Source organism: Testudinibacter sp. 'clade 2' (assembly GCF_006227735.1).
Lineage (GTDB): Bacteria > Pseudomonadota > Gammaproteobacteria > Enterobacterales > Pasteurellaceae > Chelonobacter.
This window is the reverse complement of record NZ_VDHB01000023.1, coordinates 1-20,059: the sequence shown is the minus strand read 5'-3', so window position 1 is coordinate 20,059 and position 20,059 is coordinate 1. Positions and strand designations below refer to the sequence as shown.

8 protein-coding genes are annotated in these 20,059 nt (G+C 48.7%); 2 read left to right on the top strand and 6 right to left on the bottom strand.

The window, feature by feature from the left end; translation table 11 throughout:
• From FHQ30_RS02870 to FHQ30_RS02850, 5 genes are all read right to left on the bottom strand, one after another.
• On the bottom strand, window positions 1–10,463 hold a 10,463-nt coding region (locus FHQ30_RS02870; RefSeq protein ID WP_139625142.1), incomplete at its 3' end, for a two-partner secretion domain-containing protein.
• Window positions 10,464–10,547: 84 nt separating this feature from the next.
• Complete coding sequence (locus FHQ30_RS02865; RefSeq protein WP_267963819.1) at window positions 10,548–12,248, bottom strand: ShlB/FhaC/HecB family hemolysin secretion/activation protein; 1,701 nt, start codon at window positions 12,246–12,248, stop codon at window positions 10,548–10,550.
• Between the two features lie 392 nt (window positions 12,249–12,640).
• A complete protein-coding gene (locus FHQ30_RS02860) occupies window positions 12,641–13,297 on the bottom strand; it encodes a fumarylacetoacetate hydrolase family protein (RefSeq protein ID WP_139609617.1) in 657 nt (218 codons plus the stop codon).
• 87 nt (window positions 13,298–13,384) lie between these two features.
• The gene (locus FHQ30_RS02855) at window positions 13,385–14,455 is read right to left on the bottom strand and encodes a lytic murein transglycosylase (protein ID WP_139611309.1); all 1,071 of its coding nucleotides are present in this window, start codon (window positions 14,453–14,455) and stop codon (window positions 13,385–13,387) included.
• Between the two features lie 45 nt (window positions 14,456–14,500).
• The gene (locus tag FHQ30_RS02850; protein WP_139611310.1) at window positions 14,501–14,785 is read right to left on the bottom strand and encodes a YcgL domain-containing protein; all 285 of its coding nucleotides are present in this window, start codon (window positions 14,783–14,785) and stop codon (window positions 14,501–14,503) included.
• A gap of 101 nt (window positions 14,786–14,886) precedes the next feature.
• Between FHQ30_RS02850 and minC the strand changes: the two genes are divergently transcribed.
• On the top strand, window positions 14,887–15,564 hold the full coding sequence (gene minC / locus FHQ30_RS02845; RefSeq protein ID WP_139611311.1) for a septum site-determining protein MinC: 678 nt from the start codon (window positions 14,887–14,889) through the stop codon (window positions 15,562–15,564).
• Here the strand turns inward: minC and smrB are convergent.
• Entirely contained in the window at window positions 15,561–16,097 is a 537-nt protein-coding gene (gene smrB, locus FHQ30_RS02840) for an endonuclease SmrB (RefSeq protein ID WP_139611312.1), read from the bottom strand. The genes minC and smrB overlap by 4 nt on opposite strands.
• A gap of 234 nt (window positions 16,098–16,331) precedes the next feature.
• Here smrB and mfd point away from each other — a divergent pair, with 234 nt between their 5' ends.
• Window positions 16,332–19,772, top strand: a complete 3,441-nt coding sequence (gene mfd / locus FHQ30_RS02835) for a transcription-repair coupling factor (RefSeq protein ID WP_139611313.1) — start codon at window positions 16,332–16,334, stop codon at window positions 19,770–19,772.
• Window positions 19,773–20,059 lie beyond the last annotated feature (287 nt).

Below are 20,059 nucleotides of genomic sequence, written 5' to 3'. Positions count from 1 at the left end.
CTAATAGCTTGAGTATATATAGGCTTAGCTATTGTATTAAAGCTATTATTGCCCAAATTAAAATTTGATATCTTATGGGATGCTACTGTTCCTAAGACAGCACCAAAAACATTCGAACCCAATTCTTCTTCAGTTTTAGCTGTTACAGCGCCTAACATAACATTAACACTAACTTGCTGTCCCAACGTTCTATTTCTTGTGAGAACAGTCGATAGTTCAGATTGTAATAAACTATAAGGATCGTATGCTCTATCTTGCGAAAGCTGATAACCTGTATTAGCAACAGCTGTCGCTGTCATATCGGTTAATAAAGGATATTTTTGAGCAACCGTGGCAACTTTTGGCATGGTTCCTAATAATGTTGATACGCCTGTAACACCAGGAGCCACAGCCAAACCATCTGCTACACCTTGTGATACTTTAGCATCAAAAGAATTGGCATAAATATTATTTCTATTAAGATAATTCTTTAAGGCAGAATCATCACGTCCTATTGAAGGTTTTGAAAAATCCCAGTTATATAATTCATCAATAGAAATATTATAAGATTTCGCAATGTTATTTAATTCTTGATATAAATAATTTTTTTGACTTTCTGTTAATGCAGCAGGATCAGCTTGATTCAATTTAATTAACCGATTAACTTCACTATCTTTAGTTAATAAATATTCTGCCACTTGTTGTTCATTAACCGATAATCCACTTTTATCATTAAGCTTTTCTGATAATTTAAATAATGTTTCATTATCTTGTGCGCCCAGTAAATTATTCTCAACCGCACTTTTCGCTACTTCCGCACCACGGTAGCCGTCACTGCTGTTATTCGCCACCGCAACACTGCTCAATGCGCCCACAATTTGGCTTAAGCCCGAAATCGTTTCCTTCTCACTCGCCGTCAGGTCTTTCGGCGCTTTGCCGTACAGCTGTTCGGTTAAAAACGCGGCTGCCACTTCACCACTCGCTGCCGCAGTTGCCCCGGCTAAAGCGCTGTTGCCGCTTGCCTGCGCCTCAATCGCGCCCCATAGTGCGTGGGCAACAATATTGGCTTCGGTGTTGTCCCCGGTCAGTGCTTTGATTTGGCTGTTCACATACGGTGACAATCCACCGGCAATCGCCTGTCCTGCATTGCCGCCCGCCAAGCCTTGTAACACCGCCGTCACCGCAGCGATTGCTTGCCCATTGGTTGAACCGATACCAAACTGGGCATCGATTTTTTTATCTAATGCTGCAGCCTGTCCAGATAAATCTGCGGCTAAAACCCGGTTCCCTGCCTTCTCCGCATCCTTCGCCCGGTCTTTCAACTTGGCAGATTCGGTGCGCTCTTCATAGGTCGCCAGATTCACCGCATTTTTCGCAATATCGCCAATCACCTGCGCTGCTTCAACCCGCTCTTGATACTCTGCTTTATCAAACTGCTGTACCTTTTGATTGGCATTTACCGTATCGCGCGAAAGTGCGGTCGGCACTTCGCCGTTTCTCACGTCCAGATTGATGTTTTGACTGACCGCACTTTGCGTGGTAGCGCTGTCCGATTTATTGACATTGCCTGCCAAACTCGCTGCCAGACCTATCGCTTGCATCGGTGACGGACCCGAAGTAGACATTCCCACACTGACACTCTGCATACTGACTTCACTGTGGTTTTCAATATTCTCCGTCGTCAACGTGCCGGTGCTAAAGTGGTTTTTATCCGCTGTGGCTTGACTGTCAATCACCCCGCCTTTCAGATGGGTGTTGCCGCCAACAGTGAGGTTCATGCCCTCTTCACCCACTCTCAGCCCCGACTGCTCATTCACTTGCGCAGAGTTCACCTTTCCTTTGCTGGCGCTGACATTCACCGAACCGCCACCACCTGAGCCGTAGGTTACTGAAAAACTACCGCCTGCCTGTACTTGCTTACTATCATAGTGATTACTGTCTTGTCGGCTTTCGATATTCAGGTCGCCACCGATTTCACCGTCCAAGCGTTTCGCATTCACCACCGCACCTTTAATATTGGTGTCATTTTTGCTGTTGAGTGTCAAGTTGTCGGTGTTCAGCACCGTGTTTTTCTGGGTGACGCTGTCGCTGTTTTCATGCCCTTTTCCTGCCTGTGCTGAACCTTCAATTCCGAAACCATAACTGTTGCCGTTTGTGCCGATAAAAGCACCCACGCTCCAACCGCTGTTTTTATTGTCACTGCGGTTAGAATAGGTGTCTTGTACCGATTCCAGGTTGATGTTTTGTGCCGAATCCAAGGCGATCTGTTTCGCATTCAGGCTTGAACCCAGAATATCAATATCCCCCTCCGTCGTTTTCAGCTTGATATTACCCGCACTCACTTCACTGCCGCTGTGGGTCACTTGGGTGGTGTTGCTGGTTGAACGGGATTGGCTGGAGCCAACACTGAGCGAGATTTTCACTTGTGGATTAGACACCGCACCTTCTTGCATAGTGCCGTCCATCATATTGCCCAGCGTATTAGCAGTATCGGCTGAGGCTTGCACCGCCATCGCCGCTTCCGTCGCCGCTTTCACTTGATACAGCGCCGCCAAACGGCTGTCATTCACCTCGCCGCTACGTTTCAGGCTTTGCCGTGCCGCCAATGCTGCGTCCGTCACCGGCGTGGACAACGCCACGGTTAAGCCCGATTGTTTGAATTCATGTTTTTCACTGCTTTCGATGATATCTTTGCCCGCTTCCACTTTCAGCGTCTTGCCACTGATATCAATCGCTTTATCCGGCTGTGCAATCAAATCCGTACCTAAGATATTGACATGGTTGCCGGCTGCAATATTGACATTACCGCTCAAACTGCCCACCGCCGCACGGGCATCGCTCTGGGTTGTACCTTTTTCGTCGTATTGGTCTTTCTGCGTACGGCTACCAATTGTAAAACCGATACCGCCGCTGCCCATCAAGCCAGATTTTTTGGTTTCACTATAATCGTAACTTGAATAACGATTGGTATCGGCACTGATATCAATATTATTACCTGCCATAATATTGACCTGCTCGTCGCCAACCACACTGCTGCCTTTGATATTGATATCTCGGTTTCCGATAATATTTACCGTCTGTCCGCTCAGAGTTGAACCAACGGCAGTGTCGTAGTCATGGGCGTGTCGGGTGATTTCAGTTGTCTTACTGAGCAAGCCTTTGCTACTCGATTTACTGGCGGAAGCTAATTGCTCGGTTAGGCGTCCACTTTCAATCACAACATCACCGCCACCAATCAGATTTACCTGTCCATCGCTCTGGAGTTGAACTGCTTTGAGGGTAAGATCCTGACCGGCTTGTAACGTGGCACCCCCGCGTAAATTCAACTGGTTACCCACTTCTGCCGTTTGATGCAGACGATAATAATTGTCTTGATTAGCGTTATATTGTTCTTTATTTTCCGTAGTCAGCGTACCTAAATTCAGATGATTACCCGCATTGATTGCTGTTTTGCCGGCAATATCAAAATTTGCGCCTTTAATAGTAATATCGTCTTGACTACGGAGGATCAGTTCGCCATTGCGATCGTTTAACCGCACTTTGGCCAGTTGATTTAAGCCTTTTTTATAAAACTCACCGGTATCTTCAGTTTCAGACAAGGTGCTTTCAATCCGGATGGTATTTGCCACGCCAACTAATTTTTTATCTGCCGACCAGCTGCCCCCTAAATTCAGCAGCTCATTCTGCGCCTGTAACAAGACATTTTCACCTTGCAGCACGCCGCCCAGATTACGGATATTCTCCGCCGAAAGTGCGGTCAGTTGGCGCCCGGCAATCACACCGCTGTTTTCAATATCACCGCGGGTATTGGCAATAATCTGATTGGCTGAAATCACCGCCCCGCGCGAAGTCACATCCGTATCGCGTGCCACAATATACACTTGCGGTACCAATACTGTGGTCACACTGCCATCAGCCAAGCGCACTTCACGATTGACCAACCAGACCATGTCAGTCGTCAGCTCTTTCATTTGCGCTTCGCTCAGCGCTACGCCCGGAATTAAGCCAAACTGTGCCGCATATTTGATCCCGCTATCCATTAGGGCTTTGTATTGATCATAGTCCGCCTGATAATTATTTAAGAAACGGCGTCCGGTCAATTGATTAACCTGTTCATTAATCAAGCGTTGCTCATAAAAACCGTCACCCAAACGCTTATGCATGTTGTTATGGTCACTGCGCAAGGCAGTAAACATATAATCCGAACTCAACCATTGGCGACGGTTGGCAAATTGCGGATCGGTTTCGACCAGAACATGGCTATCCGTATTGGGATTGATTTTATATAAACTCGCTTGTGGTAATTCAAGTGTTGGCATGATGGTTTTAATGAAGAATGTTACTTTCTCTTCCATTTGATTTGCCGAAGGCTGCGCCATGATGACCGTAGACGCTTGAACAGATATGTTTTCTGGTTTATGTTCAATAGGTGCGCTGACTTGGTTGGTATTCAGTGGATTTAATGCGGTCACTTCTGTTGTATTATTGGCTGAAATCGATTGTACTGTCGCAGCTGATAAGCTGATATTGACACCACTCAGTGCTGTTTTCGCACTTTCTCTTACAGAGTCAAGCTGTTGATTGCTAGCATTGGCTTTGACAACTTGTAAGTTGCCGATACTATTATCAACAAGATTAAAATTAAAGTTTTCTACCGGTAAATCGTGCACAAACGGCTTTTTATTTTCAGTATAATGCGCCCAGACTTTTTTAGTACCACGCTGCTTTCTCTTCGAAACTAAGGTTGAAGATTCTCCCACATCTTGTTTGTTTATCGTACCAACCGTATCCTTGTTTCTCAATGTTGCCCCTTCGGCAACTAAATCCCTATTTTCAGCATTTTGAGTAAAACGTTGATCATTTAATAATAGGGTTTTACCGACCAATAAACGGGAAGAGTCATTCAGCAAATCATCACCGTTGAGTGATAAATCGCCGCCGATAAGTAGTTTAGCCGGATCTTGATGTTCAATAACCGATGTTGTTGTGCGACGAGTATATTCCCATTGATACCAAGTCGGTGAGCCTACTGCTGCTCTGTTCTTGTCATCAAAGCGGAAATAGGCATTTCTATCTCTGCGACTGTTATTATTCCAATCCAAATAGCCATCTCGATTCGTTCTTCCATGATAAATTTCACTGCTATTTTCAGGTGAATAATCAAAATAATCCGCATATTCATGTTTTTCACCCAGTTTAAGATGAAGATCATGATTCCACAACCTCACCGTGTTGATTGAACCGTTGCCCAGTGCCTCAATTGTGGCACTGCCGTTGTCGATAAAATTCGCTTTGCCTGTGACATAGCCGTCGGCATCCAGTTGACCGCCTATCGCCAAATCGCCTAAGCTAAAAATCAGCGCATGATCACGGTTTGTCAGCGTGCCAACCCCCAAATCCAACCGTTCCCGTGCGGCAATCGTTGCTGATTTGGTTTCGCCGTTGACGCTTTCCTGATCGTTGCGCAGGCTATTCGCCTGAATCGCCAGATGGTCGCCGTAAATGCGTCCTGTGCCGAGGTTTTCCAACTGACCAGCTTTGATCATGTTGCGGGCGCCGTCAATCAAACCGCGGTTGGTCAGGCTGTCGGCGTTGATTTGGGTATTTTGCGAGCTCAGTTCGCTGCCGAACGGGTTATCGATATGCTGTGCCCGTACGCTCAACCCGTTGCCGGTGATCAATTGGGTGCGGTTGTAGAAATTGCCTTCGGTACTCAGGTTCAGGCTGCCGTCCACTTGAAAGGCGTGGGTTAAGGTTAAATCCTGTTTCAGCTTGATGTCGGCATCGCCTTGGGTTTTAATGCTGCCCTCGTCGATAAAACGATCCAAATCCAGCGTCAGCCGGCGGCGGCTTTCCAGTTTGCCGTCTTGATTATTCAACGCTAATTCGCCACCTTGCAGCGCCAAACTGCCCAATGACAGGATTTCGCCCGAGGTGTTGTCTACTGTTTGATGAATCTGTCCGTCAAAGTCAGTCGTGGTATAAATGCCACCGGATTGGTTATTCACCCTATCGCTGTTAAGGCGCAGATGATTGGCGATCACCCCTTGCGTCGGTTCACTGCGAGAGGCTTTGGTTTGGCTGTTGTCCAAGGCGGCAGTGGTGATTTGCAGCACATCGCCGGATTGAATCAGCGAGCCGTTATCATTGTTTTTGCTGTTATTGATTGCCGCTGTCGCCACGATAACCGCACGTTGTGCCGATTGGATCACGCCGGCACGGTTGTCCAATGTCGTGCTGTCAATACCTAAATCTTTTATCCCCAATAACAAGCCGTTATCACGGTTGTCAATTTGCTGAGCATTAACCTGTAATGCATCGCTGGCTGTTAAATCACCTTGTCGGTTATCCAGATTCGACAGGTTGCGTAAGGTCACATCGCCGTTGCTGACGATGCCGCGACCTTTGCTGTCACGGTTATCCAGCGCTTGACCTTGGGTATCAAGGCTGACCGCACGTTGTCCGCTGATCAACCCGCTTTGGTTAAGCAACTCACCGCTGCGCAGTGTTGCCGTTTGACCCGCCACGATGTTGCCTTGTTGGTTGTTCAGCGCTTGCCCGTGTGTATCGATGTGAATATTCGCTAGGCTGTTAACCGAGCCTTGGCGGTTATCCAGCTGTTGTGAACTGAGCACAACATCCCGGTTCGCCATCACACGGCCTTGCTGATTATTCAGTTCGCCATTCAGGTTGAGGGTGACACCGGCCTGTTGCGAACCGATGGTGCCTTGTTGATTATCCAAGCTATCGGCCTGTATCTGATTCGCTTCACCGCTGATCAGTTGCCCGTTAACGTTGAGCAAGGCGCCCTTGAGCTTGGTGGTCAAGGATTGGTTGGCAGACACCTTGCCGTGACTGTTGTCCAAAACGTGTGCCTGAATGTCGGTTTGTACACCGAGAATTTGCCCCTGACGGTTAACCAACTCCCCGTCCACGGTGAGTGTCTGTGCGGCATTGGCCTGAACCAAACCATGCTCATTTTGTAACGCTGTCGCACGGATCTGCTGTTGCTGTGCGCTGATAATCGCACCTTGCTGATTGAGTAATGCCGCCGTTTTCAGGCTCAATTCACCCAATGTCACCAGACCTTGGCTCAATTCACTGTTTAGGGTCTGGCGGTTGTCGAGGGTATGGTTTCCGGTGTCGATCGTCAGCTGTTGCTTGCCTTGCAGCAAGCCACTACGGTTATTCAATTCCCCGCTTTGCAGCGCTAACGATTTCTCGCTGAGGATACGCCCAGCGGCATTATTCATTTGCCCGTTAACATTCAGCTGCAGGTTAGCGTTTGCCTGGATCAACCCTTGTTGGTTGTCCAACTCGCTGGCGTTAATCCGTTGCGCACTTTGGCTGGCAATATAGCCGTGTTGACTGCGCAACACCGCACTTTCGATCGCCAGTTCGCCCAACGCGACAATCCCTTTCGAACCGTCCGTCGTCAGGGTGTCGTTATTGATCAACGCTTGGTTTTGCGTATCCAGCGTGGCATTTTGCCGACTGCGAATCAGACCGGCGGTGTTGTCAAGCCCCCGGCTTTGCAGTTGTAAATCTTGTTCCGCCAGCAGACGACCGGCGGTATTGGTGAAGCCGCCGCTTAATTGCAGGCGCTGACTGCCGTCACTGCGGAGGGTGCCTTGGCTATTATTCAGTTGATTGGCTTGCACAACCTGCTCTTTCACACTGGCGATAAAGCCGGTTTGGTTATCCAAATCAGCGCTTTGGATGGTCAGTTTTCCTAGGCTGATAATGCCTGTCGTTGCCTGATTGGTCAGGGTATGATTATTGTTTAATCGTTGATTATCGGTTTCAATCCGCATATCGGCGCCGCTTTGGATCAACCCTTGCCGGTTATCCAAAAGCCCGCTTTGTAATGCAATCGCCTGTTTAGCCTGAATTTTTCCGCTTAGATTGTTCAGCTGCTGCCGTTGCGTGTCCAATGTCACATCACCCTGTAATGAGGCGATAATCCCTTGTGAATTATTCAGTGCTTGGCTGGTGATGTTCAGCGCTTGCTCTGCCAACAGGCGGCTTTGGGTGTTATCCAACTCACCGTTCACCTGTAATGCCAGCTGTTGCCCACTGATTTCGCTATTTTCAGTCGAACGGAGTGACCGGGCAGTCAATTGTAAAGTGCGGTCGCTATGCAGTAACGATTGATTGCTTTGCCGCAAGGTATTCGCCGTCAGCATTAAATCCTGTTGAGCCGTGATTGTACTACGCTCCCCACTCAAATCTCCACTGAGATGCACGGTTAATGCGCCATTACTCCCCAACTTGCCATGACTGTTTTCCCAATTTTGCGCTTGCCATGTCGCACTGCCCAAGGCAATGATTTCGCCTTGGCGGTTATTCAGGTCGCCGTGTAAATTCACTTGCTGCCAACCTTGCGCAGCCAGATAGCCTTGTTGGTTGTCGAGTGAACCCGCCTGAATCTCCAAGGTGCCGAGGCTGATAATGCCTTGGTTGCGTTCGTTGTTGAGCGTGTTTGTGTTATCCAACCGTTGACCGTGGGTGTTGATGACCGCACCGGCACCGCTTTGGATCAAACCGCCTTGATTATTCAAGGTGCCACTATCAAGTTGCAGCCGGTGGCTGGCGCTGAGGCGTCCGTCATGGTTATTCAGTTCACCTTGGCGGGTGTTGATGGTCAAGTTGCCATCGCTGTTGATAACCCCTTGTTGGCTATTCAGCCAGGCGCTGTTAACCAAGATATCGCCGGCGCTGCCGATTTGTCCGGCTTGATTGTTTAAGCCGCCGGCAAAGTCCAATACCAGCGGTTGGTCACTGCGTTGCAGCCAAACGCCTTGGCGGTTATCCGCCCGATCGGCGCTGATGAGCAAACGCTGCGCATTCAGGTTCGCACCTTGGGTGGAAAGTGCGGTCGGGGTGATAAAATGGGTATTCTGTTCGGTGCGGATGGTGCTGCGATCTGCCGTAATATCCCCACTGCGTGCGGTGGCGTGCAATTGGTTGGCACTGGTGTGGCTGTCGTTAAGATTAATCTTTTCAGCTTGTACCGTAATCTGTCCCGACGCCAAATTCTGCCCCTGCGCCACCGCACTTTGCTCGGCTGTCAGGGTGAGGCTTTTGCCGTTTTCACTGGCGGCGTTCAGGGTTTTGCGTTCGCCATTGTCACTTTGCTCGAAACGCACCCCGGCGGCAAGCACCGCACTTTTGTCGGTTTCAATCTGCTTGGCTTGATAGTCAATATTCCCCTCGGCAAAGGTTTGCCCTTGTTGCGCTATCTTGCCGTTCGCTTGCAACCGCACTTTGCCTTTAGCTTGCGCCTCGCCCTTGGCTATCACACTGCCGTGTTGTTGAATACCTTGGGTTTGGCTTTGCATTTGCACATCGCCCTGTTGTGCATATACCGTGCCGCGGTTTTCCAGCTGCTGTTTGGCGTCGGCTTTGACGTCTTGCTGGGCGCCGACAAAACCGGTGTTGACAATCTGCCCCTGTGAGTCAATCTGCACGTTGCCTTGGGTGGCGCCGATATGTCCGGCGTTGCGCACGCCTAAGCCGTCTTCCGTGCCGACCAGATGGATTTTGCCGGCATACATCCCGCCCAATTCGGAGACATCCACCGCATAGCGCACGTTTTCCGGTGCCCCCGTTGGGTTCGGCGCTGTGTTGCCGCCGGTATGCAAAATTTCAACCGTTTGATTATCACCAGAGACCTTATTCTTGCCCGTGGTCACTTTCAGTTCTTTCGCCCAAATACCGGCATTGATTTCGGCTTCTCGCGCAATAATATCGGTGTAATCCGAGCTTGAAGTGTCCATGCCTCGACCGGAGACCGTCACCTTGCCCTGTTCAACTTGATAGCCTTTCACCATCCCGTTTTCCAGTTCCACTTTGCCCGTGGTCAAGGTGGTGCGATTGGCATTAATCGTGCCACAGCCTTGGCATTCAATGCCTGAGGGATTGGCAATAATCACCTCCGCTCGTTGTCCTGCCACTTCCACATAGCCGTGCAATCGGCTAGGGTCGGCAGAATTGACCTGATTGACAATCACCCGTGCTTCGCCGCTCGCCAAATAGGGATTGCCCTGCACCCAACCGCCTTGTTGGGTTTGCGCATTGGTGCGGCTGTTGTTGAGGATAGCGCCCTGATTGGCCACATCGAACTGGCTATAGCTGTTTTTCGACACGCCTTGCGCGCTCGGGGTTTGGATATTGACTTGCGGCACGCCGTTGGCGGTTTGCAGAATAATCGCCTGTTCATTTTTCGGTGCGCTTTGGTCGGCACGAATTTGCATTTCATTGGCACTCGCCGTGGCACAAAACAGTAAACCCAACAGGCTGAACAAGCCGGCATTGACCGCACTGAGCTGCCAACCTTGGCTTAAAAAAGTCAGCTGCTTTTGTTCTGAGACAACCTGCCCGCCTTCGCCTTTGGCTTTGCCCTCACGGGTGGCAATTTCAGAGACCACAACCAAACGTTGTTGGGTTTTGCTGAAAATCAGGCGGTAGAGATGCTTGTTCATGGGGTGTTCCTTTTGTGTTTACTGTTTTCTTCTTTTACTACTGTCTTCTTTTACTAGGCTCTTTTTTTACACTAGTGGCTTGGATTAAAACTGATAACTCAGATTAAAACCAGTAGTCACATGGCTGGTACGAAAGCCCTGTGGTTTGTGAATCGGGGTGCCGACAAAATAGTCATAGTTCAACCCCCACAAATTGCCACGCAGCCCCAGCGCACTGCCCACCAAATGACGCCCTAACAGTTGCTCGGTGCCCCGCCCCCGTATCACGCCTTTGTCGAGGGCGAGGTACAGCTCATGCCCGCTTGCCATCACATTCCACGCCAATTCATTGCGCCACAACCAACCTCGGTCACCGGACAGCGTCAACTCGCCATCAAAACCGCGCACGGTGTAACGTCCGCCGATACTGAAGCGGTCTTGCGCAATCAGCGGGGTCTTATTCCATTGTGCCCGCCAAGCGGTGATATAACGCCACGGCTGCTCCCCCAGCGCAAACGGCAGGGTTAAACTGATATCCGCATTGATGATTTTCGGGCGTGATGTGCCTTCGCCATACGCCTCTTCCGGCGCCACCAGTGAGCGGTTGGCGCCTGTGCCCCGTTTGTAATTGAGGCTGATATCTAAGGTCGCACTGCCGAGGTATTCACGGTGATTCAAGCCGATTTGCCAGCCTGCCATGCGGCGACGCTGTACATCCACTTCGGCATCATCAATGTAGTTCGCCGAACGTCGGTGCCATACCCCCAGACTCGCCGTGGTTTTGCGCTGTTGGTCACGATAGAGTAAACGTGAAAGGGTGGCACTCATCGTGGTACTTTCACCGGCATAACGATAGTCGGTAAACGCCCCGAATACCTGCTGGTGATAATCCTGCTGTGAGCCGGACACGCTCAGCATCCAGTTTTTCCACGGCACGCCGTAATACAGGCTGATATTTTTACTGCCCCGTTGTCCGTTATCATCACTATCACGCTTAAAACTGCGGGTGAACGACGTGTAAAACAGGTCATTGAGTGACAGCATATTTTCAATCGATGCTGTGACACTGCCTTGCAGCCGACCGGTCGATTTGCTACCGGCATCATCCAGCCCCAAGGTTAAACGGTAGGGAAAGCGCTGCTCAAAATCAATCAACAACTTGCTGTCGCCCGGGTTAGCGCCTTCCTCAGCCGGAACAATTTGAATATTGGCATCGGCATGCGGTGGTCGTTTCAGGTTTTCTAACCCTTGCTCAATATCACGAATATTCAACAACTCGCCACTGCTCATCGGCAAGGCAAACCACACCGTGGCTGGTGTCACTTTGCGAAAAGCACTGTTATCCCGCACTTGAATCTGACTCACCCGCCCCGGTACCACCGTCAATATCAGCTTGCCCGAACGCAAATCCTGTGGTTGCACCAACAACCGTGTGGTCACAAACCCCTTGTCGATAATCGCATTTTGCACCCGTTTAATTAAAATACCGATACCCTCCCCGCCGACACAATGCGGCAATGAGAAATCCTGTGCTTGATACACCGCATCCAATGCCCAATCAAATTGGCTTATCGGCGGTCGGGTGTCTTTGGCGGCATAGGCTTTTAAATCGGGGGTGTTCAGGTCAAGGTCGGTCAGATAGAGTTGGGAAATGGTCAGGCATTGGGCTTCGGGGATTAACAAGGGGCGTTGTTCGGTGCTATCACTCTCGCTCTGAAACCGCACTTCCGGCGTGGGAGCCTGCTGGCGTTGCAGCGCTTGGCTCTGCTGTTGTTGGCGTTGTTGCTGTTGGGCTTCGAATTGCAAATCGCTTGCGCTCACTGCTGATGAATTGTTTGTATCGGCGAAGACCTTAGTCGGAAAAGCCAATATTGGTACAGCAAGCGTAATGAAAGCAAAGGTTGAAGAAGTAAAATTGAGTCGAATACGGTTAAAAGAGAGTGTTGAGCTTTTAAGTCGCAAAATAATATACCTGACTAAAATTGACAAAATATGAGTGGCAGAAGTATATGTTGATTTGTTAAATTTTGCCAGCGTAAATTCAATCGAATTGGAGCATAATTTGTTTCAAATAAGATCAGGCAGTCTATATTCATAGGCCTGTTAAACCATTTGATTAAGCTATTTGGCTATACCATTTAGCTATACCATTTAGCTATACCATTTAGTGATGCCACACCTTTTTGAGGCATGAAGAATCAAATCACTACCGTATTGACTCGATAGTCTTCTAACGTCAGCTCCAAACGATCACCTTCTTGTAATGAGGCAACACCTTGCGGCGTGCCGGTGAGGACGACATCGCCTTTTTGTAAGGTGAAAAAACGGCTGGCGTAGCTGATCAATTGAGCAATCGGAGTCATCATTTGAGCAGATTTGCCTTTTTGCCGTAATTCGCCGTTGACACTCAAACTGAAGCGAATTTTATCCCAATCGGGGCATTGTGCCGCCGGGATAAAATGTGAAATCGGGCAGGAATTGTCAAAGCCTTTGGCTTTTGCCCACGGCCAGCCTTTTTCTTTACACTCTTGTTGCATATCTCGCAAGGTCAGATCCAGCGCAACCGCAAAACCGACCACGGCATTTTTTACCTGTCCCGGTGAAGCATTGGACAAGGTCGAGCCGATCAGCACTGCAATTTCCAGTTCATGATCCACCCGTCCCCATTTTTTAGGAATATCCAACGGCTTATTTAATGGGCAAAGTGCGGTATTTGGCTTCAGAAAAAGTAATGGCTCTTGGATTACAGGATTGTTCATCTCCTTAATGTGTCCGACATAATTACGTCCGACACACACCACCTTATTCACCGGCAAATCCAAGGTACTGCCTTTAATATCTCTATGTTGATACATACACTTCTCCCGTTCGTTGCTTAACGCACCATCACCGCTACTGACTTCATTTGTAACATATTCCCTTTTTAAAAGATAGGCAGTTTTTTATTGATTTACACGCGCCGCAATTTGGTCGGCAAACATGCCGATGCTCAAGGCAAAATAGTTAGAATTGTTCCAATTGAGCAAAGTGCGGTAGTTATTTGTTACCAAAAACACCCTGCCGACTTCTTTATTCGGACGCACCAGCCACAAATCGGCACCGGCAAGCTCTTGCCAGCGTTGCAAAGCCGCATCGTCATATGATTTCAAGCGCACGCCCATCGCTTGCCATGTTGCCAACGAGCGTTTTTTGCCACTTTCGATCCCGGCCAGATCCAACGACATCGGGCTGTCCAACACCACTTCAACGCCCCATGGCAGTCGTTTGTCCCAACCTACGGTTGACAGATAGTTGGCGATTGAGGAAAAAACATCCGTTTGGGTTTTCCAAATATCCTTACTGCCGTCACCATCGGCATCAACCGCATAACTTAAAAATGAAGACGGCATAAATTGCGACTGCCCCATTGCCCCCGCCCAAGAGCCTTTCATGCGATCGCGCGAAATCACATTTTGTTGCAAAATTTTCAGCGCATTCACATATTCTTGCGCAAACAAGGTTTCACGCCGTCCGTCAAATGCCAGCGTCGCCAAGACCGACAACACATCGTAATTGCCTTGATAGTAGCCAAAGCTACTCTCCATGCCCCACAACGCCATAATATAGTGATTCGGCACGCCATACTGGCGGCTGGCTTGATTCAGTGCCGGCAGTTGCTGCCAATAGCGCTGTTCGGCGATGTTGACTTTTTGCGGCGTTAAGACGCGGGTAAGGTAGTTGGTTACGCCATTAGGATTCGGCGCCGCCGGCTGATTGCGATTGCGCTGCGCGCGTTCTGCTTGGCTGTTGTCCAACTCAACGGCTTTAGCAATATAGCGGACATTTTGCCCTTTTTGTGCAATCGTTCGGCTGCTGACTCCTTCGGCAACCGCCCTTTGCTCTAAATAACTGACATAATCGTTAAAATTATCTAAGGTTCTCGCTTTGCCGAACGGCTGTCCGTGATAGGTTGTTTGATTCGAGCTACAACCTGCCAACAATAGGCTGGTGATCAAAAAGGTTCTTTTCAACATTTTGCTTTCCTATAAATCTTTCTTAGTAAATTACGGCTTAGTAAATTACAGCTTAGCTGCCAAATTATTTTGCAACTGAAATGCTAACAATAAATTGGGTTCCTGCTGTGGCATTTGCAGATAAAATCCCTGGTTTTGAAGCTGTTGGCTCACGCTGTGATTATCCGCCAATGCCAACGGTTTATCGCCGTGCAGATTAAACAACATCAACAATTCCGGGGTGCCGAAACGCTCTAGCAAAACTTGCGGCACCGCGGAAAAATCATCACGTTTGGCAAGGTATAAATACATTCCGGCATGACGACGTGTTTTATAAATCGCACATAACATCAACCACTGCTCCTCTATTCATCTGATTCAATCATCGTAATTATACGAAATTTATACTATAATCAGAATACTAAATTTATGTTAAAGACCTCTTGCACGCTATGGCGAATAATATTATTGAACTACATACCGGACAATTCTCATCGATTTTGCTGACGATCAACAGCGCCAGCCTGGTGGCAATTAAAAAAGCGCTGACCAATAAAGTGCAAAAATCCCCGCTTTTCTTTCAAAATGTGCCGGTGATCCTAGAATTTAATCAACATCTGCAAAAAGTGGATCTGTTCAAATTGCAGCAACTATTAACCGAATTCGGGATTCAGCTGATCGGGGTCAGTAATTGGCACAATAATCTGGAAAAAGAGCTGGTGCTGAGCCATAACCTGCCGGCGCTGGGCAAAAGCACCAGTTTGGATCAAATTATGCCGCAGTTTCGTTATGTCAAACCGAAAGTGGTTCAAGGCAATGTCGCTGCCGGGCAGGTGATCTATGCCAAGCATTGTGATTTGATTATTCACGGGGACGTGGCACAAGGTGCTGAAGTTGCTGCCGACGGCAATATTCACATCTACGGCAAACTGTGGGGACGCGCGATGGCGGGGGTTAATTCAGAACATAATGATTGCAGCGTTTACACCCAATATTTGGATGCAGAGTTTCTGTCGGTTTGCAAACGTTTTGTGTATAAAGCTCAAATTCCGATCGACTATTTGCTGCAAGCAGTGCGCATCGAAGCCGGTGCCAATACATTAAGCTATCACTATATCAACAGCCCCTAAGTGACCGTTTCAAACAGAATCAAAAATGCCGCATCACCGCCCCAAGCCTTTGGCGCTTGATGCAACGCCCGCACTTTGGGGTGTTGCACCAGCCAGCGCGGAATCTGTTGTTTTAATGCAAACGTGCCGTAGCCGGTCATAATACTGGCGCAAAACACATTCTCTTTCTCACAAGCGTGCAACAATGCCGCCAACTCCGCTTTTGCCTGCTCTCGCGTCAGGCCGTGCAGATCCAGAAACAGCTCCGGCGCAAAATCGCCACGTCGCAATTGTTTCAGCAGATGGGAATCCTCGCCTGCACGCAGATACCGCACTTTGCTGTCCTGTTCCAATAGTGGTTCGTACTGATCGGAAAAATAGAAGCTGATATCCTGTTGCTGCGCTAATTTGTTATTTTGCTGCTTCTGTTTCGCTGCCGTTGTTTTTATTCTTGGCACCACTATTCTTGGATCTACATAGGTATCTTGCTTCAACTTTCTCGCCCCACGGATTTCGCGCCGAAAAAGCTGAATATCATCTTGCTCTAAACTCATCGGATTTGCCTGACTGCCCTTGCTCTTTGCTGTTTATACATAAAATTCGGCGTCAATATAACACGAAAACGCCTTCAAACCGCACTTTTGTGTTTACTATTGGATTTTGCCGTTGAAGCAAAACAATTCTAAAAAATCGTTAACGGCAAAATACAATAATCAACCGCCACTGGCATAGCGGCTCAATGTTGGTTACACTAAGCGCTTATTTTGTTCCTAGCCATTTGAAAAGTTATGAATCCATTATTCACCTTAAACCTGCCACAGCAAGCCGCTGACCACAAATTACTCGGTAATGTCATCGCCGACAGCGATGTGCTGGCGATCAGCCAAGCCGCCAGCCAACATCAAGGTTTAACCGTGGTGGTGACCGCCGACACCCGCTACGCCCTCAGTTTAGAGAAAAAACTGTGCCGCTTCAGCGCACAAAACGTCTGCTTTTTCCCTGATTGGGAAACCTTGCCCTACGACAGTTTTTCACCGCACCAAGATATTATTTCTGCCCGTTTAAGTGCGCTGTTTTTCCTGCAACAACCACAACAAGGCATTTTCGTGTTGCCGATTAACACCTTGATGCAACGCCTGTGCCCACCGCACTTTTTAAGCAATAACGTATTGCTGATTAAGCAAGGTGACAAGGTGCTGTTAAACAAATTGCGCTTACAACTGGAGAACGCAGGTTATCGCGCAGTGGAGCAAGTGCTGGAACACGGTGAATATGCGGTGCGCGGTTCGTTGTTGGATCTGTTCCCGATGGGCAGCGACGAGCCGTTTCGCTTGGATTTCTTCGATGATGAAATTGATTCGATCCGCACTTTTGATGTGGATACACAACGCACGCTGAACAAAATCGAGCAGATTAACCTGCTGCCGGCACATGAATTTCCAACTGATGATAAAGCAATTGAGTTTTTCCGCGGGCAATTCCGTGAACGTTTTGAGATCCGCCGCGATCCGGAGCATATTTACCAACAAATCAGCAAAGGCACGCTGGTTTCCGGGATTGAATATTGGCAGCCGCTGTTTTTTGAACAGATGGCGACGCTGTTTGATTACCTGCCTAAAAACAGTCTGTTTATTGATTATCACAACAACGCTGAACGTGCGGAGCGCTTCTATCAAGATGCGCAACAACGTTTTGCAAGCCGCAAAGTCGATCCGATGCGCCCACTGTTGCCGCCAGATCAGTTATGGCTACGGATTGACGACATCAATCGCCAATTGAAACACTACCCGCGCTTAACCCTGCATAACGAAAAATTGCGCAATTCAGCACGCCAGAGCAATTTGCCGGTCAATGCGTTGCCGACATTGACAATTAACGCCCAACAGAAAGAGCCGCTTAAGCTACTGCGTCAATTCGATGAGCAGTTTGACGGACAACTGCTGTTTTCGGTGGAAAGCGAAGGACGGCGTGAAACCTTACTCGAATTATTACGCCCATTAAAGCTAAAACCGCACTTCGCACCGACCCTGTCACAAGCATTTGAAAATCGTCATAATCTGATGATTAGTGGCTTGGATAACGGGTTTATTTTGGATTGTGACAATCATACCCAGCTGGCACTGATCACCGAAACCAATTTATTGGGCGAACGAGTGCAGCAACGTAAGCGTGATCAACGCAAAACCGTGAACCCGGATACTCTGATCCGTAATCTGGCCGAACTGAAAACCGGACAGCCGGTGGTACACCTCGAACACGGCGTGGGGCGTTACGGCGGTTTAACAACGCTTGAAACCGGCGGAATCACCGCCGAATATCTGATTTTAGATTACGCCAACGAGGCAAAGCTGTATGTGCCGGTCTCCTCGCTCTATCTATTGAGCCGCTATGTCGGCGGCAATGAAGAAACCGCACCGTTGCACAAACTGGGTAGCGATGCCTGGGTGAAAGCTCGGCATAAAGCCGCGGAAAAAATCCGTGATGTGGCAGCGGAGTTGCTAGATGTGTATGCCAAACGGGAAACACAAAAAGGCTTTGCTTTTCAGTATAATAAAGAAGAATTCAAACAGTTTACCGATACCTTTAATTTTGAAGAAACCATCGATCAGCAAATGGCGATCAATGCGGTGATCAGCGATATGTGTCTGCCGAAAGCGATGGATCGCCTGGTGTGCGGTGATGTGGGCTTCGGCAAAACCGAAGTGGCGATCCGTGCCGCATTTTTAGCGGTGAACAACAGCCGTCAAGTGGCGATTCTCGTGCCAACCACACTGCTGGCACAACAGCATTATGACAATTTCAAAGATCGCTTTGCCAATTTAGCGGTCAATGTGGAAATGCTGTCACGCTTCAAAACCGCCAAAGAACAGAAAGTGATTTTGCAGCAACTGGAACAAGGCACAATCGATATTCTGATCGGCACGCATAAATTGCTGCAATCCGATGTGAAATTCAAAAATCTCGGGTTATTAGTGGTCGATGAAGAACACCGTTTCGGCGTGCGGCAAAAAGAGCGGATCAAACAACTGCGTGCCAATGTGGATATTCTGACCCTGACCGCCACTCCGATTCCACGCACCTTAAATATGGCGATGAGCGGCATGCGTGATTTATCGATTATCTCTACCCCACCGGCGCGCCGTTTGACAATTAAAACCTTTGTACGTGAAAACGATGATCTGCTGATTCGCGAAGCGGTGCTACGGGAAATTTTGCGTGGCGGACAGGTTTATTACTTGCATAACGATGTTGCCACCATTGAAAACTGTGCCGAACAGCTGGCAAAATTGGTGCCGGAAGCACGCATTGTGATCGGACACGGGCAGATGCGTGAACGGGATCTGGAACGGGTGATGAGCGATTTTTATCATCAGCGTTACAACCTGTTGGTCTGCTCCACCATTATCGAAACCGGTATCGACGTGCCGACCGCCAACACGATTATTATCGAGCGTGCCGATAAATTCGGCTTGGCGCAACTGCATCAACTGCGCGGTCGTGTCGGGCGTTCGCACCACCAAGCGTATGCCTACCTACTGACCCCAAATCCGAAACGCATGACCAAAGATGCGTTAAAACGTTTGGAAGCGTTGGAAAGTCTGGATAATCTCGGCGCCGGTTTCGTGCTGGCAACCCACGATTTGGAAATCCGTGGCGCCGGCGAACTGCTTGGCAGCGAACAAAGCGGGCAGATCGAATCGATCGGCTTCTCGCTTTACATGGAATTGCTCGAAAGTGCGGTCAACGCTCTGAAAGAGGGGCGCGAACCGTCATTGGACGAACTGACTCAGCAGCAAGTGGAAATCGACTTACGCATTCCTGCCCTGCTGCCGGAAGAGTATCTGGGCGATGTCAATATGCGGCTGTCATTCTACAAACGTATCGCCAGCGCTGCCAACCAACAAGAGCTGGACGAATTGAAAGTGGAACTGATCGACCGCTTCGGTTTACTGCCGCAAGCCGGCAAAAACCTACTGCAAATCGCCGAACTGCGCTTATTGGCAAAACCGCTCGCCGTACAAAAAATCGAAGCCCACGCCCAAGGCGGCGCATTGGAATTCAAAGCCAACGCCGAACTCGATCCGCTGAAATTTTTAGCGTTAATCAAACAACAACCGAACATCTTCCGCTTCGACGGCCCAACCAAATTCCGTTTCAACAAAACCACCGAAACCGCACAAGAGCGGTTGGAATTTGTGGCGGAGTTGGTGAAGGGGTTGTTGGATTAGCTTATCATTAAACCGCATTTTACTGCTTAACTTATTGAAAATCAGGCAAAGTGCGGTTTTTTAATCTTAATGCAGACAAGACCTTGCAAATTTTTAATCTCGTCTTCCGGCTCACCTTTTAATACCCCCAATCCTTCTGTAGATCCAAACATCAACAGTCCCTACTGATAATGCTATTCATGTGGCGAAATATAAGAATAAAATTAGGTTGAAAATCGAACAGACTCTCCGATGCCCACTTCAATAAAAACATTAAATTTATTGAAATAAATTAATTTATCCTCTAC

Excerpts from the sequence above, each read along its gene's own strand:
- FHQ30_RS02850 (WP_139611310.1), bottom strand. The coding sequence starts at position 14,785 with ATGTTATGTGCGATTTATAAAACACGTCGTCATGCCGGAATGTATTTA.
- FHQ30_RS02860 (WP_139609617.1), bottom strand. The coding sequence starts at position 13,297 with ATGTATCAACATAGAGATATTAAAGGCAGTACCTTGGATTTGCCGGTG.
- minC (WP_139611311.1), top strand. The coding sequence starts at position 14,887 with ATGGCGAATAATATTATTGAACTACATACCGGACAATTCTCATCGATT.
- smrB (WP_139611312.1), bottom strand. The coding sequence starts at position 16,097 with ATGAGTTTAGAGCAAGATGATATTCAGCTTTTTCGGCGCGAAATCCGT.
- mfd (WP_139611313.1), top strand. The coding sequence starts at position 16,332 with ATGAATCCATTATTCACCTTAAACCTGCCACAGCAAGCCGCTGACCAC.
- FHQ30_RS02855 (WP_139611309.1), bottom strand. The coding sequence starts at position 14,455 with ATGTTGAAAAGAACCTTTTTGATCACCAGCCTATTGTTGGCAGGTTGT.